At 63.5% G+C, this 20,895-nt stretch carries 20 protein-coding genes; 16 read left to right on the top strand and 4 right to left on the bottom strand.

Features of this window, described 5'->3' with window-relative positions; genetic code table 11:
- The first annotated feature begins 297 nt into the window (after positions 1-297).
- From ACMYR2_RS15360 to ACMYR2_RS15350, 3 genes are all read left to right on the top strand, one after another.
- Positions 298-1,227 (top strand): neutral zinc metallopeptidase, encoded by a 930-nt coding sequence (locus ACMYR2_RS15360; protein ID WP_347262750.1) that lies wholly within the window; start codon positions 298-300, stop codon positions 1,225-1,227.
- A 12-nt stretch (positions 1,228-1,239) separates the two neighbouring features.
- Positions 1,240-1,803 carry a molybdenum cofactor biosynthesis protein B gene (gene moaB, locus ACMYR2_RS15355; protein WP_347262751.1) on the top strand — a complete coding sequence of 188 codons (564 nt, stop codon included), beginning with the start codon at positions 1,240-1,242 and terminating at the stop codon, positions 1,801-1,803.
- A gap of 66 nt (positions 1,804-1,869) precedes the next feature.
- Complete coding sequence (locus ACMYR2_RS15350; RefSeq protein ID WP_347262752.1) at positions 1,870-3,030, top strand: PA0069 family radical SAM protein; 1,161 nt, start codon at positions 1,870-1,872, stop codon at positions 3,028-3,030.
- 50 nt (positions 3,031-3,080) lie between these two features.
- Here ACMYR2_RS15350 and ACMYR2_RS15345 read toward each other — a convergent pair whose 3' ends face one another.
- Positions 3,081-3,410, bottom strand: a complete 330-nt coding sequence (locus ACMYR2_RS15345) for a multidrug efflux SMR transporter (protein WP_347262753.1) — start codon at positions 3,408-3,410, stop codon at positions 3,081-3,083.
- A gap of 147 nt (positions 3,411-3,557) precedes the next feature.
- Between ACMYR2_RS15345 and ACMYR2_RS15340 the strand changes: the two genes are divergently transcribed.
- On the top strand, positions 3,558-4,292 hold the full coding sequence (locus ACMYR2_RS15340) for a ribonuclease HII (protein WP_347262754.1): 735 nt from the start codon (positions 3,558-3,560) through the stop codon (positions 4,290-4,292).
- Between the two features lie 208 nt (positions 4,293-4,500).
- Complete coding sequence (locus ACMYR2_RS15335; protein WP_347262755.1) at positions 4,501-6,006, top strand: glycosyltransferase family 39 protein; 1,506 nt, start codon at positions 4,501-4,503, stop codon at positions 6,004-6,006.
- 132 nt (positions 6,007-6,138) lie between these two features.
- On the opposite strand, the gene ACMYR2_RS15330 is transcribed toward ACMYR2_RS15335, so the two are convergent.
- The gene (locus ACMYR2_RS15330; RefSeq protein WP_416193252.1) at positions 6,139-7,023 is read right to left on the bottom strand and encodes a uracil-DNA glycosylase; all 885 of its coding nucleotides are present in this window, start codon (positions 7,021-7,023) and stop codon (positions 6,139-6,141) included.
- A gap of 302 nt (positions 7,024-7,325) precedes the next feature.
- Here ACMYR2_RS15330 and ACMYR2_RS15325 point away from each other — a divergent pair, with 302 nt between their 5' ends.
- From ACMYR2_RS15325 to ACMYR2_RS15315, 3 genes are all read left to right on the top strand, one after another.
- Positions 7,326-8,987, top strand: a complete 1,662-nt coding sequence (locus ACMYR2_RS15325) for an electron transfer flavoprotein-ubiquinone oxidoreductase (protein WP_347262757.1) — start codon at positions 7,326-7,328, stop codon at positions 8,985-8,987.
- A 176-nt stretch (positions 8,988-9,163) separates the two neighbouring features.
- Complete coding sequence (locus ACMYR2_RS15320; RefSeq protein WP_347262774.1) at positions 9,164-10,945, top strand: tetratricopeptide repeat protein; 1,782 nt, start codon at positions 9,164-9,166, stop codon at positions 10,943-10,945.
- Positions 10,946-11,062: 117 nt separating this feature from the next.
- A complete protein-coding gene (locus ACMYR2_RS15315; RefSeq protein ID WP_347262775.1) occupies positions 11,063-11,980 on the top strand; it encodes a 4-(cytidine 5'-diphospho)-2-C-methyl-D-erythritol kinase in 918 nt (305 codons plus the stop codon).
- Positions 11,981-12,144: 164 nt separating this feature from the next.
- Here the strand turns inward: ACMYR2_RS15315 and ACMYR2_RS15310 are convergent, their stop codons facing one another.
- Positions 12,145-13,155, bottom strand: coding sequence for a polyprenyl synthetase family protein (locus ACMYR2_RS15310; protein ID WP_416193251.1), 1,011 nt, complete (start codon positions 13,153-13,155; stop codon positions 12,145-12,147).
- A gap of 279 nt (positions 13,156-13,434) precedes the next feature.
- On the opposite strand from ACMYR2_RS15310, the gene ACMYR2_RS15305 reads away from it, so the two are divergent.
- From ACMYR2_RS15305 to glyS, 7 genes are all read left to right on the top strand, one after another.
- A complete protein-coding gene (locus ACMYR2_RS15305) occupies positions 13,435-13,683 on the top strand; it encodes a DUF2007 domain-containing protein (RefSeq protein WP_347262776.1) in 249 nt (82 codons plus the stop codon).
- Complete coding sequence (locus ACMYR2_RS15300; protein ID WP_347262777.1) at positions 13,664-14,449, top strand: tRNA1(Val) (adenine(37)-N6)-methyltransferase; 786 nt, start codon at positions 13,664-13,666, stop codon at positions 14,447-14,449. Before ACMYR2_RS15305 ends, ACMYR2_RS15300 begins: the two co-directional genes overlap by 20 nt.
- A 180-nt stretch (positions 14,450-14,629) precedes the next feature.
- The gene (locus ACMYR2_RS15295) at positions 14,630-15,508 is read left to right on the top strand and encodes a S49 family peptidase (protein ID WP_416193250.1); all 879 of its coding nucleotides are present in this window, start codon (positions 14,630-14,632) and stop codon (positions 15,506-15,508) included.
- Positions 15,509-15,626: 118 nt separating this feature from the next.
- Positions 15,627-15,815, top strand: coding sequence for a hypothetical protein (locus ACMYR2_RS15290; RefSeq protein ID WP_347262760.1), 189 nt, complete (start codon positions 15,627-15,629; stop codon positions 15,813-15,815).
- 309 nt (positions 15,816-16,124) lie between these two features.
- Positions 16,125-17,072, top strand: coding sequence for a glycine--tRNA ligase subunit alpha (locus tag ACMYR2_RS15285; RefSeq protein ID WP_416193249.1), 948 nt, complete (start codon positions 16,125-16,127; stop codon positions 17,070-17,072).
- 88 nt (positions 17,073-17,160) lie between these two features.
- Entirely contained in the window at positions 17,161-17,571 is a 411-nt protein-coding gene (locus tag ACMYR2_RS15280; RefSeq protein WP_416193248.1) for an endonuclease domain-containing protein, read from the top strand.
- On the top strand, positions 17,571-19,865 hold the full coding sequence (glyS, locus tag ACMYR2_RS15275; protein ID WP_347262762.1) for a glycine--tRNA ligase subunit beta: 2,295 nt from the start codon (positions 17,571-17,573) through the stop codon (positions 19,863-19,865). Before ACMYR2_RS15280 ends, glyS begins: the two co-directional genes overlap by 1 nt.
- Positions 19,866-19,882: 17 nt before the next feature.
- Here the strand turns inward: glyS and ACMYR2_RS15270 are convergent, their stop codons facing one another.
- Positions 19,883-20,260, bottom strand: a complete 378-nt coding sequence (locus tag ACMYR2_RS15270; protein ID WP_416193247.1) for a DUF1236 domain-containing protein — start codon at positions 20,258-20,260, stop codon at positions 19,883-19,885.
- Positions 20,261-20,565: 305 nt separating this feature from the next.
- Between ACMYR2_RS15270 and ACMYR2_RS15265 the strand changes: the two genes are divergently transcribed.
- The gene (locus ACMYR2_RS15265) at positions 20,566-20,721 is read left to right on the top strand and encodes a DUF3096 domain-containing protein (protein ID WP_347262764.1); all 156 of its coding nucleotides are present in this window, start codon (positions 20,566-20,568) and stop codon (positions 20,719-20,721) included.
- The last annotated feature ends 174 nt before the right edge of the window (positions 20,722-20,895 follow it).

The raw sequence follows: 20,895 nt of genomic DNA, 5'->3' as shown, positions 1-20,895 counted from the left end.
CGTCATCGGGAGAATTGTTGCGCGCGCCGCCGCCGAATACGACGTTCGCATCAGGTGTCACCCGCGAACTTCCGGATTTTGCGGGCGCGAGAGGCCTCCACCGCTCCGGGGAAACGGTGGAAGACTCCGGCTTTTTGATTCGGCGTGTTTTCTTCGCGCGAACCGGACTCCGCTTCGTCCGAAAACGCTATAGGCAATTATTGCCGGGCAGGTTATTGATTAACGTGATGAGTATTTTAGCCGGGCGCCGCCACTTGCGGGCGAGTGACCGATCGATCGGACACGAGGACGAACCTCATGCGTGATGATGATTTTCGCCGAAGCGACAACATCGACGACCGTCGCGGGGAAGGTGGCTTCGGCGGCGGTGGTGGGTTCGGCTTTCCAAGGGGACGCGGTGGTCTCGGCATCGGCACCATTCTCATACTCGGCATTGTCGGATACGCCTTCGGCATTGATCCGCGTCTTTTGATCGGCGGCGCGGAAATCCTGACCGGCGGCGGCCAGGCGCCGAGCTATCAGACAGGCGGCCGCTCCTCGCAGGGCAAGCCCGGCGCGCCCACCGACGAGATGGGCAGCATGATCGCCGGCGTGCTGGGCGAGATCGATGATCGTTGGGACGAAATCTTTCAGGCCAGCGGGCAGCGTTATTCGGGCCCCCGTATCGTGCTGTTCCGCAACGCCACCAACGGCGGCCGCTGCGGCATGGCGCAGTCCGCGATGGGACCGTTCTATTGCCCGCCGGACAAACAGATTTTCCTCGACACCGAGTTCTTCAAGCAGGTGGAAACGCGCTTCCGTGGCTGTTCGGGCAGCGCCTGCCGGTTTACCGCCGCCTATATTATCGCGCACGAGGCCGGGCATCACATCCAGAACCTGCTCGGCATTCTGCCGCGCGTGACCCGGTTGCAGCAGCAGGCCGGTAGCAAGGCGGAGGCGAACGCGCTGCAGGTCAGGGTCGAGTTGCAGGCGGATTGCCTTTCGGGCGTCTGGGTCAATCGCCAGTCGAAGAAACGTCCGAACTTCCTCGAGCCGGGTGATATCGAGGCCGCGCTGACCACGGCATCTGCGATCGGCGACGATACGCTGCAACGCAAGTCGACGGGCCGGGTGGTGCCGGATTCGTTCACGCACGGCTCGGCCGCGCAGCGCAAGCGCTGGTTCATGACCGGTTATCAGCAGGGCACCGTGCAGGCCTGCAACACCTTCGCGACGGATGATTTGTGAGTTGGAACCGCCATGCCGTCCATCGACGAGACAAAGCCGTTTGTCCCCCTCAACATCGCGGTGCTGACCGTTTCCGACACGCGATCGCTTGAGGAGGACAAGTCGGGTGCGACACTGGCCGAGCGGCTGACCGCCGCCGGTCACAAGCTCGGCCCGCGCGAGATCGTCACCGACGATGTCGAGGCGATCCGAGCGTTGATTAAGGAATGGATCGCCAACCCCGGCATCGACGTCATCATCACCACCGGCGGCACCGGCTTCACCGGGCGCGACGTCACCCCCGAGGCCGTCGAGCCGCTCTTCGACAAGCGGATGGACGGCTTCTCGATTGCTTTCCACATGCTGAGCCACGCCAAGATCGGCACCTCGGCGATCCAGAGCCGCGCGACCGCCGGCACCGCGGGCTCCACCTTCATCTTCTGCCTGCCGGGATCTCCGGGCGCCTGCCGGGACGGCTGGGACGGCATCCTCGCGCACCAGCTTGATTACCGCACCCGCCCCTGCAACTTCGTCGAGATCATGCCGCGGCTGGATGAACATCTTCGCCGCCCGAAGGCGAGGGGAGCGTCGGCCTGACTCGTTCGGTCGAGGAAGCGCGAAGTATGTTCTTGATTTGTTCTGCGCGGATGCTATGGTCCCGCCATGAGCAGAGCCTCTTCCGTCGCCCGCAGAAATTCGACCGTCACGCCGCCGCCCGCATCGGTGGCCGCGTCGTCCTTTGCCGAGCTTGAGGTCGCGATCGATCGCGAGCGGCGGCGTGGGCGCGGCGCGCAATCCAATGTCAGCGGCCGATTCGAGGCGGAGGCGCGAACCGCGTTCGACGATGGCTGGCAAAGCCTCGACGATCTGCCGCCGTTCAAAACCACGGTCGCTGTTGACACCGCGCGGAAAGTCATCACCCGCAACGACTCGCCCGATATCAGTTTCGACCGCTCGATCAACCCTTACCGGGGCTGCGAGCACGGCTGCGTCTACTGTTTCGCAAGGCCGACCCATGCCTATCTTGGCCTGTCACCCGGGCTGGATTTCGAATCGAAGCTGTTCGCGAAGCCGGACGCGCCGGCCTTGCTGGAGAAGGAACTGGCCGCCGAGGGCTACGAGCCGAAGATGATCGCGATCGGGACCAACACCGATCCCTATCAGCCGATCGAGCGCGGCAGCAGGATCATGCGCGGCATCCTCGAAGTGCTGGAGCGTGCGTCGCATCCGGTCGGCATCGTCACGAAATCGGCGTTGGTGACACGCGACATCGATATCCTTGCGCGAATGGCGAAGCGCAATCTCGCGAAGGTGGCGATTTCCGTGACATCGCTTGATGCCCGGCTCGCGCGCTCGATGGAGCCGCGGGCATCGACGCCAATGCGGCGGCTGGAGGCGCTGCGCAAGCTGTCGGAAGCAGGCATTCCGACCACGGTGATGGTGGCTCCCGTGATTCCGGCGCTGAACGACAGCGAGATCGAGCGGATTCTCGATGCGGCCGCCCATGTCGGCGTCAGGGAAGCCAATTATGTGCTGCTGCGCCTGCCGCTGGAAGTGCGCGATCTATTTCGCGAATGGCTCATGGCGAGCTATCCGGAACGCTACCGTCATGTGTTCGCTCTGATCCGCGAGATGCGCAACGGCCGCGATTACGACTCACAATGGGGCACGCGGATGAAGGGCGCGGGACCGATCGCATGGATGATCGGCCGCCGCTTCGAGATCGCCTGCGAGAGGCTGGGGCTCAACAAGAAGCGCTCAAGGCTGACGACGGACCATTTCGCCAGGCCGAAACGCGGCGGGCAGCAGTTGAGCCTGTTCTGACGCTTTCAGGCGGGAAGCGAATGCGGAATCCCGTCATAAGCAAATGATCGTCAATGCGAGACGCTGGTGGTCAGGTTGAGGCCGACCGCGCCGATCACGATTAGGCTGATAAACAGTATCTGGATCATGCTGGGCGACTGGCGCAGGAATATGGTGCCGATCAGCGAGATCAGCACCACGCCGGCCCCGGACCAGATGGCATAGGCGACGCCGACCGGAATGCGGGTCAGAACCTGCGACAGCGCCCAGAAGCAGCCAGCGAAGATCGCCAGCGCGGCGACGCCGTAGACCGGCTTGCCGAAGCCTTCGGATTTGGTGAGCAGCGTTGTTGCGGTGACCTCCGCGACGATGCTGATGGCAAGAAGTCCCCAGGCGTTCATGGCTGTTCTCTTATGATGTTCGATGTTGCGGCGGGCCTCACGAATAGCTGCCGGGCACGACAATCGGGTACAGGACGGAAGCGAAATGCGGGAACAATCCGTCGTTTGCAGGTTGCGCCGTCAGGCGGTCCACCGCACCATCACGCCATGATTCGTGCAACGGTCCCGAGGCGTCGTCTGAAGGCAGGGACGATCGACGCCGCGCCGAGCTTCCGGCGCGAGCGTGGCCTGATGGAGCGCGGCGTCTGGCCGGTCGCGGGCTGCGACGAGGTCGGACGCGGGCCATTGGCGGGACCGGTGGTCGCCGCCGCGGTCGTGCTGGATCCGAACCATATTCCCCAAGGCATCGACGATTCCAAGCGCCTGACCGCCGCGCGCCGCGAGGAACTGTTCGAGGAAATCGTGGCGACCGCGTCTTTCGCGGTGGCCTGCGCGTCGATCGAGCGGATCGACCGCGACAATATCCTGCGCGCATCGCTGTGGGCGCTCGCGCGCGCGGTCCATGCGCTGCCGGATGCTCCGAAGCACGTTTTCGTCGACGGGCGCGACAGAATCGAGATCGCCTGCGGGTGCGAGCCGGTGATCGGCGGCGACGGTCTCGTGCTGTCGATCGCCGCCGCCTCGATCGTCGCCAAGGTCACGCGCGACCGGCTGATGTGCAAGCTGGCGCGGGATTGTCCCGGCTACGGCTTCGAGACACACAAGGGCTACGCGGTCCCCGGACATCTCGAAGCGCTCGGCCGTCTGGGGCCTAGCCCTCATCATCGCAGCTTCTTCGCGCCGGTTGTCGCCGCGCGCGAACGTCACCGCGCGCTGCTCGCCGGAGAAAGCGCCTCGACCGGTGAAAAGGCGGCCACGGTAGCGGTCGAGGCCGTCATCTGACCATAGCGTTTTTGACCGAAGCGGATGACCTGTTCGCGTGAAGAAAACGCGTCAAAACAATAATCTGGAGCTTCGTTTCTGATTCGATCAGACGCGAAAATGCTCCGGGCAGGCCGGTTGCCTCAAAGGTTCGCGCGCCTTATCACTCGCGGCCACCCCGCTTCGCGTAACCCGGAATTCCGCAAGACCCGCCGCCATCAGGTCCTTCATGCGTTTCACATCGCTGGTTGTCGAACTGATCCGCGCCAGGCCGCTTTTGGTATTCTGGATCGTGGCGCTGTTTCAGGCGGTGATGTGGCTCACGGTGCCGCTGCTGCTGTACCGGGGACCGCCGGATGGTCTTGCGACCGCGCTGGCGTTCGGCCGGGAATATCAGGTCGGAACCGATCTCGGGCCGCCGCTCGCGTTCTGGCTCGCCGACATCGCCTATCGCGCGGCCGGCAGCCACATGATCGGCGTCTACCTGCTGTCGCAACTCTGCATCATTGTCGCCTTCCGGGTTCTGTTTGAACTGGCCCGGACCATGGTCGGCAGCCAGCAGGCGGTCCTTGCCCTGCTGCTGACCATGACGGCGACCGCGTTCGGTGCCCCCAGCCTGACATTCGGCCCGCAGGTGCTCGCCCTCCCTCTATGGTCCTTGCTGCTGCTGCATGCCTGGCGGATCGTCGGGCAGGGCCGCAACGCCTGGTTCGCGCTGTCGATCGAAGCCGGCCTGCTGTTGCTGACCACGCCGGACGCGGCCGGTTTGTTGTTGGCGCTGGCCGTGTTTGCCCTGGCCACGGAGCGGGGCCGAAAGGCTCTGGATTCGGTCGATCCGCTGTTCGCGCTGCTGGTGATCGCGGTGCTCGCGCTGCCCTACCTGATCTGGCTGGTGCGCGCGGACGCACTCGGCGCGCCGCCATGGCCTGATATTTTCGAATTGCATCTGCGGCTGTTGCGCTGGGGTGAACTGATTGTTTCGCTCCTGCTCGCAACCGCCGGGTTGGTGCTGCTGGTCGTTCTGAATTCCAGCCTCGTCAACCGGACGTCAGAGGATGCGCCGGTGATCGTGCGGCCGCCGGCGGATCCGCTGGCGCAGACATTCGTCTATGTCTTCGCGCTCGCGCCGGCGCTCGGTGGAACTCTGGTTGCGGCGCTGTTCGGCGTCGATCACGTCATCGGCGGCGCGCCGATCGCGCTGTCGATGTCGGGTCTGGCGATCGTCCTGCTCACCGGCGAACTCATCCATCTGCGCCGCCTGCGCCTGCTTCGCGCGGCGTGGCTCGCCGCCGTCGTGACGCCGGCGCTGGCCGTGATTGCGATGGTCGCGGGTCAGCCGTGGTTCGCAAACACCGAGGTTGCGACATCCCTCCCGGCATCGGCCATCAGCGCTTATTTCGGCGAGAGTTTCGAGCGTCGCACCAACCGCCCGCTGCGGGCGGTCGCGGGTGATCCGCAATTGGCGGCCCTCCTCGCGCTCGGCGCGTCGCGGCCCCATCTGCTGCTCGACGATACGCCTGAGCGCACCCCGTGGATAACGCCGGCGAAGTTCGCCGAACTCGGCGGGGTCGTGGTCTGGCGGGCGTCCGACACCGCGGGCACGCCGCCCGAAGCCATCGCCAGGCGGTTTCCGGGCATCGTTCCGGAGATTCCGCGCACGTTTGATCGTCTCGTCAACGGCCGGCTGCCGTTGTTGCGGATCGGTTGGGCCATCGTCCGTCCGAAAGCGCCGTGACGCCTGCGCCTATAGCGTTTTCGAGCGAAGTGGGTACCGGTTCGCATGAAGAAAACGCATCAAATCAATATCATGGAGCCTCGCTTCTGGTTCAATCAGAAGCGATAATGCTCCAGAGTGCTTGAAAACACTCTATTTGGAGGCCGGCTGCTCCAGCGCCTTATCTTCAAGCACCTTGGCGATCGCGCGCAGGTCGAGCCACGCCATCCGCTTGTAGGACGGCGAGCGCAGGAGGTAGGCCGGATGGAACGTCGCCATCGCACGGATCGCTCGCGTGCCGGTGTCGTAATCGAACCATCTGCCTCGGGTCTTCATGATACCCTCGCGGGTTTCCAGCAGCGTCTGCGTCGAGGGATTGCCGAGCGTGACCAGGACGTCGGGGTTCACCAGTTCGATCTGGCGGCGGATGAACGGTAGGCAGATCTGGGTTTCCTGCGGCGTCGGCGTCCGGTTGCCGGGCGGCCGCCATGGAATGACGTTGGCGATGTAGACGTCGCCGCGCTTGAGGCCGATCGCGGCGATCATCCGGTTGAGAAGCTGGCCTGAGCGGCCGACGAACGGCAGGCCTTCGATGTCCTCGTCGCGTCCCGGCGCCTCTCCGACGAACATCAGCCGTGCCCGCGGATTGCCGTCGGCGAACACCAGCCGCGACGCGGTGAATTTCAACGCGCAGCCGTCGAAACTCTCGAGCAGGGTGCGGAGCGCCTCGAGCGAGGGCGCGGTGCGGGCCGCCTCGCGCGCGGATTCGATCGCGATGTCCGGCGGCGGCGCTATTCCGGCGCGCGCCGCCGCCGTGGTGGTCCTGGGAGGCGGCTGTCGTGTCGCCGCAACGGGAGCGGTTCCGGTTTTCGCGGTGATCGGACCGTCGGAGGCCGGGGCGGGCGTGGCGATATTCGGCGTGGCAAGATCCGGCGCGCAGAGTCGGTCGACCGGTTCATCCCCCAGCGCACAGTCGATTCCCGCTTCGAGATAGAAGGCTAGCAGTTCTCGAATAGTGGTCGCGTGATCTGACGTCATGTTGGCGAAAACCGGTTCCCACTTTGCACTGGCGCGGCCCTTCGGGTCGGGATCATGCTCTAGGGCGGCGGCCGATCAAATGGAATCAGCGCCGCCGCTCCAGTTAATTGAGCATCGGATTTATCCCGAAACCGGTTCCCACTTTCGGGTCCGATGCTCTAACCTGCGAAGGGTAAGCTGCGAAGAGGTTTGCGTGGAACCCCGGAGGGCTGCCTGCCCCGGTTGTTCTCGAGCAAAAAATCGGAAACAACAAGCCGCAGGGGTATTACAAGCACGAAGGTCGCCGGTTGCGGAAGCAGATCATGAGCAGCGACGAATTGCCGCCGCGCGAATCCATGGATTTCGATGTCGTTATCATCGGCGCTGGCCCATCCGGCCTGTCGGCGGCGATCCGGCTCAAGCAGCTCGATTCCAGTCTCAGCATCGTCGTCGTTGAAAAAGGGTCGGAAGTCGGCGCCCATATCCTGTCCGGCGCGGTGATCGATCCCGCAGGACTCGACGGACTGGCGCCGGACTGGCGCGACGATGCCGATTGCCCTCTCAAGACGCGGGTCAAGGACGACCGGTTCTACTGGATGACGCGGGGCGGCGCGATCCGGCTGCCGGGCTTCCTGATGCCGCCGCTGATGAACAATCATCACTGCTACATCGGCTCGCTCGGCAACGTCTGCCGCTGGCTCGCGCGAAAGGCGGAAGCGCTCGGCGTCGATATCTATCCCGGCTTCGCGGCGACGGAAGTGCTTTATGACGACGACGGCGTGGTGCGCGGCATCGCGACCGGGGACATGGGCATCGCGCGGGACGGCTCGCTCAAAAGTTCTTTCACGCGCGGCATGGAACTGCGCGGCAAATATACCCTGTTCGCGGAAGGCGCCCGAGGCAGCCTGTCGAAGCAGTTGATCGCGAGATTCGAACTCGACAAGGCCAGCGATCCGCCGAAATTCGGCATCGGCCTCAAGGAGGTCTGGCAGATCGACCCCGCCCGGCATCGCAACGGGCTGATTCAGCACTCCTTTGGCTGGCCGCTGAACAATTCCACCGGAGGCGGCTCGTTTCTCTATCATTATGACGACGATCGCGTCGCGGTCGGCTTTGTCGTTCACCTGAACTATGACGATCCGTACCTGTCGCCTTTCGAGGAGTTCCAGCGGTTCAAGACCCATCCCGCGATCCGGGGCGTGTTCGAGGGCGGCAAGCGGCTGGCCTATGGCGCGCGCGCCATCACCGAGGGCGGCTACCAGTCGGTGCCGCGCCTGAGCTTTCCGGGCGGCGCGCTGATCGGCTGCGCGGCGGGTTTCGTCAACGTTCCGCGCATCAAGGGCGTTCACAACGCCATGGGCAGCGGAATGCTGGCCGCGGAGCACGTCGCCGCGGCGCTCGCTGCCGGGCGCGCCAATGACGAGATCACCGAATACGAGAATGCCTGGCGCGGTTCCGCGATCGGCAAGGACCTGTTCAAGGTCCGCAACGTCAAGCCACTGTGGTCGAAGTTCGGCACCGTCGTCGGCGTCGCGCTGGGCGGCCTCGACATGTGGACCAACACCCTGTTCGGTTTCTCGCTGCTGGGAACCTGGCCGCACACCAAACCCGATCGTCAGACGCTCGATCCGGCCAGAGCCCATGTGCGGATGGCCTATCCGAAGCCGGACGGCAAGCTGACCTTCGACAAGCTTTCATCGGTGTTTATCTCAAACACCAATCATGAGGAGAATCAGCCGGTTCATCTGAAGGTCGCAGACACGGCCCTGCACAAAACCTCGGAACATGGCGTCTATGCCGGTCCGTCGAGCCGTTATTGTCCCGCGGGGGTCTATGAATGGGTCGAGGATGGCGCGAGCGTGCGTTATCAGATCAACGCGCAGAACTGCGTTCACTGCAAGACCTGCGATGTGAAAGACCCGAACGGCAACATCACCTGGGTGCCGCCGGAGGGCGGCGGCGGACCCAACTACGAGGCGATGTGAATCCGCGGGCGTCCGCGGGCCATGCGCGCGGCCACGATGACGCCATACTCCAGGATGCAAGCGGCTGGCTGAAACGCGGCGCGAATGTTAGAAGCGGATCATGCAATGGCGCCGGCCCGGGTTGCGTACCGAGAGACCTGATGTTCGTGCCAAGAAATCTGGAGCTTCGCATCCCGATGTTGTCCACTCGTTTCAATCGCCTGGCGATGGCTGTCGCCGCCGCGGCGTTGCTGGCCCCGTCTGGTCCGCTGGCGGCTCAGACGCCGGGCCATCCGACCGAGACCTCGCAATTTCCTAGCGCCAAGGATCTGCGCACCATGACGACGTCGGGCAGCTATCTCGCCGCGCGTCATGCCAGCGTCGAGCGCGACGCCAGGTCCGCGGCGACGTTCTATCGTTCGGCCTTGCGCACCGATCCGAAAAACAACGAGCTTCTGGATCGCGCGTTCATCTCGTCGCTGGCTGAAGGCAATATCGCCATCGCCGTGAAGCTGGCCGATCGCATTCTCGCCATCGACAAAACCAATCGTGTCGCGCGGCTGGTCGTCGGCGTTGATAATCTCAAGCAGAAAAAATACACGGCCGCCCGAAAGAACATCAAACAGTCGATTCGCGGACCGATCACCGACCTGGTGGCGACGTTGCTGTCGGGCTGGGCCGACTATGGCGCCGGCGACACCAGGCAGGCCGTCGCCCTTATCGATGCGCTGACCGGCCCGGAATGGTACCCGATCTTCAAGGATCTGCATTCGGGGATGCTGCTCGATCTTGCGGGCCGGAAGGAAGAGGCCGGAACCCGTCTCGAACGCGCTTACAAGCTCGACGATTCGGCGCTCCGCGTGGCGGACGCTTATGCGCGGTGGCTGTCGCGCAACAAGGGCACCGCGGCGGCGCTGGCCGTCTATGGGTCATTCGACAAGAAGCTGGCGCGGCATCCGCTGATTCAGGAAGGAATCAAGGAGCTCAAGGCCGGCAAGAAGCTGCCGCAACTCGTCAACTCGCCGCAGACCGGCGCCGCCGAAGCCCTTTACGGCATCGGCGCGTCCCTGACCCGGCGCGGCGGTGAGGATCTGGCGCTGGTCTATCTGCAACTCGCGCTTTATCTCTCGCCTGATCATCCGATGGCGCTGTTGTCGCTCGCCGATCTCTATGAATCGGTGAAGAAGCCGGAGATGGCGATCGGGGTCTATGAGCGCGTGCCAGCCGGCTCGCCTCTGCGGCGCAATGCCCAGATTCAACTCGCCACCAATCTCGACGCCGTCGATCGCAGCGACGAAGCGATCAAGATTCTCAAGGGTGTGACGGAACAGGACCCGAGCGACCTGGAGGCCGTCATGGCGCTCGGCAACGTCGAGCGCGGCCGCAAGAAGTTCGCCGATTGCGCAAAGACCTACGGTAAAGGCATCGACGTCATCGCCGAGACCAAGGACAAGCCGAACTGGGTCTACTATTATTTCCGTGGAATCTGCCTGGAACGGTCAAAGAACTGGGACAAGGCGGAAGTCGACATGAAAAAGGCGCTCGAAATTCAACCCGAGCAGCCGCATGTGCTGAACTACCTCGGCTACTCCTGGATCGACCGTGGCCTCAATCTCGATGAAGCCATGAAGATGATCAAGCGCGCCGTCGATCAGCGGCCGGACGACGGCTATATCGTCGACAGCCTCGGCTGGGCCTATTACCGCATCGGCAATTATGAGGAGGCGGTCAAGACGCTGGAGCGAGCCATCAACCTCAAGCCCGAGGATCCGACGGTGAACGATCACCTCGGCGACGCTTACTGGCGCGTCGGCCGGACGCTGGAGGCGAAATTTCAGTGGGCGCATGCGCGCGATCTGAAGCCGGAGCCGGATGAGGTGCCGAAAATCGAGGCCAAGATCGAGAACGGCCTGCCTGCGGACGATACGCCCTCCGCCGCCTCGGCGGACAAGAAAAAGGAAGGCGGCAAGGGCGGCTGAGGCGCGTGGTCGAGAATAGGGTCACGACGTTCCCGCCAAAATTTTTATGGGCCGCGCGCCGAACATGATCGCAGAAATCATTTGATTTCGCGCACGTTTTTGGATTTGTCATCCGTCATGATCGTCACCGGCGCCACGGATCTGGAAACGGCCGCACCGGCGCTGAGCGAGACGGCGCGCGCCAAGGTCAATCTGACCCTGCGGGTCGTGGGCCGGCGCGCCGACGGCTTTCACGATCTCGAAAGCGTGGTGGCATTTGCCGACTGCGTCGATCGGCTTGTTCTGACTGAGGGCGCGGAGCTGTCGCTTGTCGCCGCCGGCCCGCGGGCGCAGGAGTGCGGTCAGACCGCCGATAACCTTGTTCTGAAGGCGGCAAGGCTGCTTGGCGAGCGGATCCCGAATCTGAAAGCAGGAGCCTTCGCGCTGGACAAGCATTTGCCGGTCGCTGCCGGCATCGGGGGCGGATCGGCGGACGCGGCCGCGGCGTTGCGGCTTCTGGCAGGGGTCAACGGCCTTGCGATCGATGATCCGCGATTGATCGAGACCGCGCGACTGACCGGCGCCGACGTGCCGGTCTGTGTCCGCTCGGAAAGCTGCGTCATGACCGGCGTCGGCGAATCGCTGCTGCCGCTCGATCTGCCTGCAATGCCCGCTGTGCTGGCCAACCCGCGCGTTCCCGTCGCCACAAAGGATGTCTTCGCCGCGCTCGGCCTTCGCAAAGGCGAACTGAATGTCGGGATCAATGACCTGATCGAGGCGATCGTGTGGCCGAAGGCCGGTGCGCCGGCGGACGATTGGCTCGCCATGCTGTCCGACGGCACCAATGACCTCGAAGCACCGGCGATCCGCGTTCAGCCTGTCATCGGCGAGGTGCTCGCGAGGTTGCGGGCGACCGGCGCGCGGCTGTCACGGATGTCGGGCTCGGGCGCGACCTGCTTTGCGATCTTCGACGACGCGGCGGCCGCGCATCATGCCGCGCAGACGATCCGGCTCGATCGCCCGCAATGGTGGGTTCATATGGGAACGCTGGGTTAGAACCCCGCTTCTGATGAAGTCAGAAGCGGGGCTCTCAGATATTGATCTGACGCGTTTTCTTCACGCGAACCGGTATCCACTTCGCTCGAAAACGCTATAAGGCTCGTGACGGCGTTTAAGGTTGTCATTCCCCGACGCCGGCGGGCACGCATTGCTGTGGTTCGTCAGTGCGAGCGCGCCAGGCAGAACGCCACGACCTGCTCCAGCGCGCCCTTCATCGGGGACGGCGGAAACAGCGCCAGCGCATCGACCGCCATCGCGCCGTAGTGATGGGCGCGGTTGAGGGTATCCTCCAGCGCGCGATGCTTGGTCATCAGCCCGATGGCGTGATTGAGGTCGTTGTCGCCGATCTTGCCTTGCTCAAGCGCCCGTACCCAGAATTCGCGCTCGACATCGTTGCCGCGCCGGAACGCCAGCACCACCGGCAGGGTGATCTTGCCTTCGCGGAAATCGTCGCCGACGTTCTTGCCGAGCTTCGCCGACTTGCCCCCGTAATCGAGCACGTCATCGACAAGCTGGAAGGCGATGCCGAGATTCATGCCGAAGCTCGCGGCCGCCGTTTCCTCGGCCTTCGGACGGCCGCCGAGCACCGGGCCGACCTCGCAGGCCGCGGCGAACAGTTCGGCCGTCTTGCCGCGGATGACCGCGAGGTATTCGTCCTCCGTCGTGGCCGTGTTCTTCGCCGCCGCGAGCTGCATGACCTCACCCTCGGCGATGGTGGCCGCCGCCGAAGACAGGATGTCGAGCGCGCGCAGCGAGCCGACCTCGACCATCATGCGGAATGCCTGTCCGAGCAGGAAGTCGCCGACGAGAACGCTGGCCTCGTTGCCCCACACCATGCGGGCCGACAGCCTGCCGCGGCGCAGTTCGCTTTCGTCGACCACGTCGTCGTGCAGCAGCGTCGCGGTGTGCATGAATTCCACCGAGGCCGCGAGTTTCACATGGCCTTCGCCGGCATAGCCGGCGAGACGGGCCATCGCCAGCGTCAGCATCGGGCGCAGCCGCTTGCCGCCGGACGAGATCAGGTGGTTGGCGACTTCCGGGATCATCGTGACGTCCGACCCGGTCCGCGACAGGATGGTGGCGTTGACGCGCTCCATGTCGGCGGCGACGAGTTCGACGAGCTGGTCGATGGAGCCTGTCGGCTGGCTTTCGAAGGGGACGATGACCGCCAAGCTGAGGATCTCCGGTTTACGAATTTCGTCTCATTCTAACCGTTGCACCATAGAAAGTGCTGGTTGGCCCGGCAAGCGCAGGTAATTGTTGACAGGGAGTCGTTGACATGGAGTCGTGGACATGGACCACGGGGATGCGGGGCTCATTGAGCATGAACCGATCGAGTTGAATCGGACCATGTTTGCGGAAGTTATTGTCCGGTCTCATTTTCTTGCGGCGGACAGGTCGTCCGCCTTGCTTTGCCGGAAGATGCCCTGAAGGCGCGGGAGAATGCGAGGTTGCGCGAACTGATCCGGACCAACGACCTTGTGCTGGTGTCGGCGGTCGGCGCGCTGCTGGACGGCGCGGGGATTTTTCATCTGGTGCTGGACCAGAACATGAGCGTGGTCGAGGGCTCGCTCGGGGTACTGCCTCGCCGCATCCTGGTGAATGACGGCGAAAATCGCGCGGCGCGGCGGCTTCTCGCCGAAGCCGGGCTGGCTCATGAATTGCGCCCCGATGACGCCGATGACCGGCGCGCGATCTGACATTGGCGAGGATGCGTTTCTCGGCGGGCGGCTGCGGCTCTATCAGCCGTTGTCGGGTCATCGCGCCGGCCACGACGCCATGCTGCTCGCCGCCGCGACGCCGGGCAGACCCGGCGATCGCATCGTTGATTTCGGCGCGGGCGTCGGCGCCGCCGGGCTCGCGGTGGCGACGCGGATCGATGACATCGATCTGGTGCTGATCGAGCGTGACGAAGCCCTTGCCGATCTGGCGCGCCGCAATGCGCTTCTCAACCGCCGCGCGGCGCGGGTCTGCGTCCTCGATATCACGGCGGAAGCTGATGCTTTCGCATGCGCCGGTCTTGGCTCCGACAGCGCCGACGGAGTGCTGATGAACCCTCCCTTCAACGATGCGGTCCGGCACCGGCCATCTCCGGACCAGGGCCGTCGCACGGCGCATGTCGCGGAGCCATCGAGCCTGGCCATCTGGATTCACGCGGCGCGGCGTATGCTGAAACCCGGCGGTACGCTTAGCCTGATCTGGCGCAGCGACGGACTGGCGGAGGTGCTCGGCGCGCTCGGTCGCGGCTTCGGGGACATCGCGGTCCGGCCCGTGCATCCGGACCCGCACCGGCCGGCGATCCGCATCCTGGTTCGCGCGATCAAGGGAAGCCGCGCGCCGCTGCGGCTTTGTCCGGGTTTGATGCTTAGCGACGAGAGGGGCGAGCCGGCCAGGGAGGCTCAGGGAGTTCTCGCGGGCGGCGAGGCGCTTGCCTTCACTCCTGCCGGCAAAAGCGGGTTCCAGTGACACGTGACTGAGCCCGGCAATCCGTCACGTCCCTTGCAAGCCACACTCGCTCGTCCGGCGCGGTTCTGACGAATTGTCGCATGAAGGCTACCGATGGTTGTCCCTCGTAGATAGATACGATGTGCATGTTAATCGGACGATTGAGTAGTGGATGAAATGGCCGAAACCCAGGAAAACGCCATGAGCCGGGTGAAAACAGCGCTGACGAAGCTCATTCCCAGGCGATGGCGGCGCGGGACCGGCGTGGTGCCGGTGGTGCGATTGTCCGGGGTGATCGGCGCGGTCACGCCGCTCAGGCCGGGCATGACGCTGGCGGGCGTCGCCCGAACGCTGGAGCGGGCATTCGCGGTGGCGGGCGCCAAGGCGGTGGCGCTGGTGGTCAATTCGCCGGGCGGATCGCCGGTGCAGTCCCGCCAGATCTATCTGCGCATCCGGCAACTGTCGCGAGAGAAAAAGATTCCGGTTCTGGTGTTCGTCGAGGACGTCGCCGCTTCGGGCGGTTACATGATCGCCTGCGCGGGCGATGAGATTTTCTGCGATCCCTCGTCGATCCTGGGTTCGATCGGCGTGGTCGGCGGCGGTTTCGGCTTCACCGAGCTGATCAGGAAGATCGGCGTCGAGCGCAGGCTGTACACGGCGGGCGAACACAAGGCGACGCTCGATCCCTTTCTTCCCGAGAATCCCGACGATGTGGCGCGGCTGAAAGCGATCCAGCGCGAGATCCACGCCACCTTCATCGAACTGGTCAAGGCGAGCCGCGGGGGACGGCTGAAAGCAGCCGACGAGCTTTTGTTCACCGGCGAATACTGGGCCGGTGAGCGGTCGGTCGCGCTCGGTCTTGCGGATGCGATCGGCGATCTCCGATCGACCTTGCGGGCCCGGTTCGGAGATAAGGTGAGCACGCCGCTGATCGCGCCCTCGACCGGTTTGTTGTCGGGGTTGCTGGGCCGCAAAGCGGGCGCCGGCACCCTGATCTCGCAGAGCGGCATGGCGGGGATGCCGGATGAACTGATTTCCGCGTTCGAAACCCGGGCCATCTGGGCAAGATTCGGATTCTGAGCCGGCCCTCCGCGACATTTCCAAGCTATCCGGCCGCGAAACGACGATTGCGGGAACGATCGGATTGAGCAAGAATACTGTTTGTACGGGTCCGTAACGTAAAGAAGGGGATCGACCGATGCCGCCGCTGATTGCACTTGCAGCTACCCTGGGTGGACTGGTCGCGGTCCGCTGGCTCTACCAGACCGCCAGGCGGATCAATCAGGAACTCGAGGAAGCGCGGATGGCCCGCGTTGCCGAGCCGGCGCGCCGCGATATTCCGACCCTGCGGCGGGATACCCGCACCGGCGCCTACCGGCCTGACTGACCAGGCTGGCGGGGTTTTGAGGTCGCCGCTACTGCGACAATGCTCGCAGGATGATTCGCGCGACTTCGCCCCGCTTCGCCGGGTGGCAGCGTTTCCGGTAAGCCAAGGCTTGGTCGTCGTCTTGATTTGAGGCACGCACGCCGATACGGTCGCCTTGCGCCGACTAGAGCATGATCCGATCAAGTTGAATCGGACCATGCTCTGAAAGTTCATGCTCTGAAAGTTATTGTCTGGTCGCATTTTCTTGCGGCGAACCGGTATCCACTTCGCCGGAAAATGCTCTAATTCCGCGAATCCCCAAAAAGACGAATGGACCCCTTGCCCCCGCATATGCGCCCGGAACGCTCGTTCCAGGGTTTGATCCTGACCCTGCAACGCTACTGGGCGGATTACGGCTGCGTCATCCTGCAGCCCTACGACATGGAAGTCGGGGCGGGCACCTTTCATCCCGCGACCACGCTTCGCGCGCTGGGTCCGAAACATTGGAACGCCGCCTATGTGCAGCCCTCGCGCCGGCCCAAGGACGGCCGCTACGGCGAGAACCCCAACCGCCTGCAGCACTATTACCAGTTTCAGGTCATCCTCAAGCCGTCGCCGCCGGATATCCAGGATCTCTATCTGAAATCGCTGGCCGCGATCGGCGTCGACAGCGCGCTGCACGACATCCGCTTCGTCGAGGACGACTGGGAAAGCCCGACGCTGGGAGCGTGGGGTTTGGGATGGGAGTGCTGGTGCGACGGCATGGAAGTGAGCCAGTTCACCTATTTCCAGCAGGTGGCGGGCGTCGAATGCGCGCCGGTGGCGGGCGAACTCACTTACGGGCTTGAGCGTCTGGCGATGTTCGTGCAGGGCGTCGACCGCGTCTACGATCTCAATTTCAACGGCCGCGAGGGCGCGGAGAAAGTCACTTACGGCGATGTATTCCTTCAGGCCGAGCAGGAATATTCGCGGCATAACTTCGAGCACTCCGACACCGCGATGCTGTTCGAACAGTTCAGGATGGCCGAGAATGCCTGCAAGACATATCTCGACGCCGGCTGGCGGGACGATCCGCAACAGCCCGGCCAGCGTGAGGCGCATCTGATGGCGCTGCCGGCCTATGACCAGTGCATCAAGGCGAGTCACGTCTTCAACCTGCTCGACGCGCGCGGCGTGATCTCCGTAACCGAGCGGCAAAGCTACATCCTGCGCGTGCGCGAGCTGGCGAAAGCCTGCGGCGAGGCGTGGCTGCATACTGACGCGGGTGGGGCGGGGTGAGCACTTGCGCACCTGCTCCCCTCCCCCCTTGCGGGGAGGGGTTGGGGGTGGGGGCAGCATTATAACCAACGTGGTTCAATTGCGAACGATGGAAGATCAACGGCAATTTGCGCGTCGGATGCGAGCACAGCCGACCGACGCGGAGCGCGTGCTGTGGCAACGACTTCGGCAACACGTTTCACTGGATGGATCGCATTTCCGGCGTCAGGCGATGATCGGGCCTTTCATCGTGGATTTTGCCAGTCGCCGAGCGAAGCTTGTAATCGAGCTGGATGGCGGTCAGCACGCGGAAAACCCGAGGGATATCGCCCGTACGCAGCAGATTGAAAAGAGAGGGTATCGAGTCCTGCGTTTCTGGAATCATGATGTATTGAGCAATATCGACGGTGTCCTGCACGAGATTCAGTGCGTTTTGACCCCCACCCCCGACCCCTCCCCGCAAGGGGGAGGGGAGAGATGTCAGAAGACGCCAGGTCTGCTGCCGCCGGAAAGAGACTAATGCCCGATCTTCTGCTCGAACTATTCTCCGAGGAAATCCCCGCGCGCATGCAGGCGAAGGCGGCGGACGATCTGCGCCGGATGGTTACCGATAAGCTCGTCGCCGAGGGTCTCGTCTATGAGGGCGCGAAAGCCTTCGCCACGCCGCGCCGCCTCGCGCTCACCGTGCACGGCGTTCCCGCGCGCCAGCCCGATCTGAAGGACGAGCGCAAGGGGCCGAAGGTCGGCGCGCCCGACGCCGCGGTGCAGGGTTTCCTGAAAGCCGCCGGGCTGAAATCGCTGGACGAAGCCAAGATCCAGCGCGATCCGAAGAAGGGCGATTTCTACGTCGCGTTGATCGAGAAGCCGGGACGGCCCGCGATCGACGTGCTGGCGGAATTGCTGCCCGTGATCGTGCGCACCTTTCCGTGGCCGAAGCAGATGCGCTGGGGCGAGCGTTCGGCGAAATCCGGCGCGCTGACCTGGGTGCGGCCGCTGCATTCCATCATCGCGACCTTCGGCATGGAGACCGAGGAGCCGGACGTCGTGCCGTTCGAGGTCGCCGGAATCGCGGCGGGGCAGGTGACGCGCGGGCATCGCTTCATGGCGCCGGACGAATTCAGCGTGCGCCGTTTCGATGATTACGAGGGGAAGCTGCACGACGCCAAAGTCGTGCTCGATCCGCAGCGCCGCAAGGACATCATCCTGGCCGACGCAAAAGAACTGGCGTTCGCGCAAGGTTATGAACTGATCGAGGATCAGGTGCTGCTCGATGAGGTGTCCGGCCTCGTCGAATGGCCGGTGGTGCTGATGGGCTCGTTCGATGAAGAGTTTCTGTCGATACCGGGCGAGGTGATCCGCGCCACCATCCGCAACAACCAGAAGTGTTTTGTCGTCAACGATCCGAAATCTGGCGCAGCGTCGCGGACTTCGCTCGGCGACGCGGCGCAAACGTCCGGTAAGCTCGCCAACAAGTTCATTCTGGTCTCCAACATCGAAGCCTGCGACGGAGGCAAGGTGATCGTCGCCGGCAATGAGCGCGTGATCCGCGCGCGGCTGGCGGATGCGAAGTTCTTCTACGACACTGACCTGAAGACCAAGCTCGAAGACCGGCTGCCGAAATTCGAGCAGATCGTGTTTCATGAAAAGCTCGGAACGCAAGCGGAGCGCATCGCGCGCATTGAGCGGCTGGCGGCCGAGATCGCGCCGCTGGTTGGCGCGGATGTTGAGAAGGCCAAGCGCGCGGCGCGGCTGAGCAAGACCGATTTGTTGACCGAGGTGGTCGGCGAATTCCCCGAGCTGCAGGGCCTGATGGGAAAATACTACGCGCTCGCGCAAGGCGAGGATGCGTCCGTCGCCGCCGCCTGCGAGGAGCACTACAAGCCGCAGGGTCCGAACGATCGCGTGCCGAGCGATCCCGTATCGATTGCGGTCGCGCTTGCCGATAAGATCGACACGCTGGTCGGCTTCTGGTCGATCGATGAGAAGCCGACGGGAAGCAAGGACCCGTATGCGTTGCGACGTGCGGCGCTGGGGGTGATTAGGTTGATTGTTGAGAACGACATTCGTATTAATCTGACAAGTTCTTCTTATGCGCCTTTTATTTCTTTTGGAATATTGCCACACGTTAGAGCGATCAAGTCGGATCATGAAAATATTGAGAGCCTTGCAGGCTCCATAGGCAAAGCAAATTTCTCAATCGACGTTTGGACATCGTATTTCCAGAATCGCGATTGGAAAGGTTTTGAAGAAGCCTATGCGGCGGCCGAGCGCTCTGCTGAAATAAAAGTTGCAGATCTCCTCTCCTTTTTCGCTGACCGCCTGAAAGTCCAACTGCGCGAGCAGGGCGCGCGGCATGATCTGGTGGACGCGGTGTTCGCGCTTGAAGGCCAAGACGATCTCCTGATGGTTGTCCGCCGCGTCGAGGCGCTCGGAAAATTTCTCGACACCGATGACGGCAAGAACCTGCTCGCCGGGACGAAGCGCGCGTCGAACATCCTTGCCATCGAGGAAAAGAAGGACAAGCGTACTTTCGACGGCGCGCCGGATGCTTCGCTTTATAGCCTGGGCGAAGAGAAGACGCTGGCGACCGCCATCGACGATGTGAAACGTGAGGCGGGCGCGGCCGTGGCGAATGAGGACTTCGCCGCTGCGATGTCCGCGATGGCGAAGCTGCGTCCCGCCGTCGATGCCTTCTTCGAGCGGGTGAAGGTGAACGACGCCGATCTGAAGATTCGCGAAAATCGTCTCAGGCTGCTCAATGAAATCCGCGCCGCCACGCGCACCGTCGCCGACTTCTCGAAGATACAGGATTGATGAAGTCGATCACTTGATCAATCGATCACCTGCATGATGCGGCGTGAGCGCGGATCGATCAGAACGGTTTCCCCATTCACGACGGTGTAGCGATAAGGCGTCGCGCCGAAACGCTGCGGCACGTCGTAAAGGCTGACGCCTTCCTCGGCCAGCACCGAGCCCACCGCGATGCGTTGCGAAACGGTGAAAGAGGGAACGCGCTCGGTCGCGACGTAATCGCGAAACGCCCGGCGCTGCTCCTGGGTGATCCCTCCGCCGGCTTCGACCTCCACGGGTTGAGTGACCACCATTCCGGTCGAGGGCGCGGCGCCGATCGTGTCGCTTTGCGCATGGGCGCTGAACCCCGCGGCGAGCGCGGTTGCCAGCGTGGCGAAAGCCAGAGCGGGAATCCGCATGGCGAGCCTCCTTGTTAGAGCGTTTTCGAGCGAAGTGGATACCGGTTCGCGTGAAGAAAACGCGTTAAATCAAAATCATAGAGCCTCGCTTCTGATTCCATCAGAAGCGAAAAGGCTCTAGTCAGAGCTTGAGGTCGGACGCGTTTTCGACGGCGTCTGCATTGTCATGCCAATTCATCCCGCCTGCTATCGTTCCCGCGCTACGGCGTTTTCGAGCGAAGCACGCCGAGCCTCCTGTTAAGAATCCGGCGCGGCGGATAAGGTTTTCCGCGATTCGCAAACCGCATCCCGGGGAGGTTTTTTCGATGGTCATCACGGCAGCCCATATCCAGCCGATCATTGCATTGATTGCAGGCGTCCTGATCCTGCTGATGCCGCGCTTTCTCAATCTGCTCGTCGCCATCTATCTGATTTTCGTCGGCCTATCCGGCCTTGGCGTGTTCAAGATGCTGCATTTCTAAAGCCGGACGTTGTGAGGCGGCTGGCCGGGGCCGATCGCGCGAAGCTGCTTGCCTTCCCTTTTGAATAGGTGTTCAGTTCTTCAGGCGGCATTTCGCGGACTTTCGCAGCGGTTTGAAGGCGCTGCGTTCTCACTCGCGTCGCTTCTGTTCGAGAGGCGCGAGGGACATGGAACC

The sequence above is a fragment of the Nitrobacter sp. TKz-YC01 genome (assembly GCF_047824785.1).
Taxonomy (GTDB): domain Bacteria; phylum Pseudomonadota; class Alphaproteobacteria; order Rhizobiales; family Xanthobacteraceae; genus Nitrobacter.
Note: the sequence above shows the minus strand (reverse complement) of the source record. Positions and strands in the feature narration are given on the sequence as shown.

Bases quoted from the DNA above. Each gene is read 5' to 3' on its own strand.
- ACMYR2_RS15315 (WP_347262775.1), top strand. From the start codon at position 11,063: ATGATCGTCACCGGCGCCACGGATCTGGAAACGGCCGCACCGGCGCTG.
- ACMYR2_RS15325 (WP_347262757.1), top strand. From the start codon at position 7,326: ATGAGCAGCGACGAATTGCCGCCGCGCGAATCCATGGATTTCGATGTC.
- ACMYR2_RS15295 (WP_416193250.1), top strand. From the start codon at position 14,630: ATGAGCCGGGTGAAAACAGCGCTGACGAAGCTCATTCCCAGGCGATGG.
- ACMYR2_RS15335 (WP_347262755.1), top strand. From the start codon at position 4,501: ATGCGTTTCACATCGCTGGTTGTCGAACTGATCCGCGCCAGGCCGCTT.
- ACMYR2_RS15285 (WP_416193249.1), top strand. From the start codon at position 16,125: ATGGACCCCTTGCCCCCGCATATGCGCCCGGAACGCTCGTTCCAGGGT.
- ACMYR2_RS15280 (WP_416193248.1), top strand. From the start codon at position 17,161: ATGGAAGATCAACGGCAATTTGCGCGTCGGATGCGAGCACAGCCGACC.
- ACMYR2_RS15340 (WP_347262754.1), top strand. From the start codon at position 3,558: ATGATTCGTGCAACGGTCCCGAGGCGTCGTCTGAAGGCAGGGACGATC.
- ACMYR2_RS15270 (WP_416193247.1), bottom strand. From the start codon at position 20,260: ATGCGGATTCCCGCTCTGGCTTTCGCCACGCTGGCAACCGCGCTCGCC.
- ACMYR2_RS15265 (WP_347262764.1), top strand. From the start codon at position 20,566: ATGGTCATCACGGCAGCCCATATCCAGCCGATCATTGCATTGATTGCA.
- ACMYR2_RS15320 (WP_347262774.1), top strand. From the start codon at position 9,164: ATGTTGTCCACTCGTTTCAATCGCCTGGCGATGGCTGTCGCCGCCGCG.
- ACMYR2_RS15360 (WP_347262750.1), top strand. From the start codon at position 298: ATGCGTGATGATGATTTTCGCCGAAGCGACAACATCGACGACCGTCGC.
- ACMYR2_RS15300 (WP_347262777.1), top strand. From the start codon at position 13,664: ATGACCGGCGCGCGATCTGACATTGGCGAGGATGCGTTTCTCGGCGGG.
- ACMYR2_RS15350 (WP_347262752.1), top strand. From the start codon at position 1,870: ATGAGCAGAGCCTCTTCCGTCGCCCGCAGAAATTCGACCGTCACGCCG.
- moaB (WP_347262751.1), top strand. From the start codon at position 1,240: ATGCCGTCCATCGACGAGACAAAGCCGTTTGTCCCCCTCAACATCGCG.
- ACMYR2_RS15345 (WP_347262753.1), bottom strand. From the start codon at position 3,410: ATGAACGCCTGGGGACTTCTTGCCATCAGCATCGTCGCGGAGGTCACC.
- glyS (WP_347262762.1), top strand. From the start codon at position 17,571: ATGCCCGATCTTCTGCTCGAACTATTCTCCGAGGAAATCCCCGCGCGC.
- ACMYR2_RS15290 (WP_347262760.1), top strand. From the start codon at position 15,627: ATGCCGCCGCTGATTGCACTTGCAGCTACCCTGGGTGGACTGGTCGCG.
- ACMYR2_RS15330 (WP_416193252.1), bottom strand. From the start codon at position 7,023: ATGACGTCAGATCACGCGACCACTATTCGAGAACTGCTAGCCTTCTAT.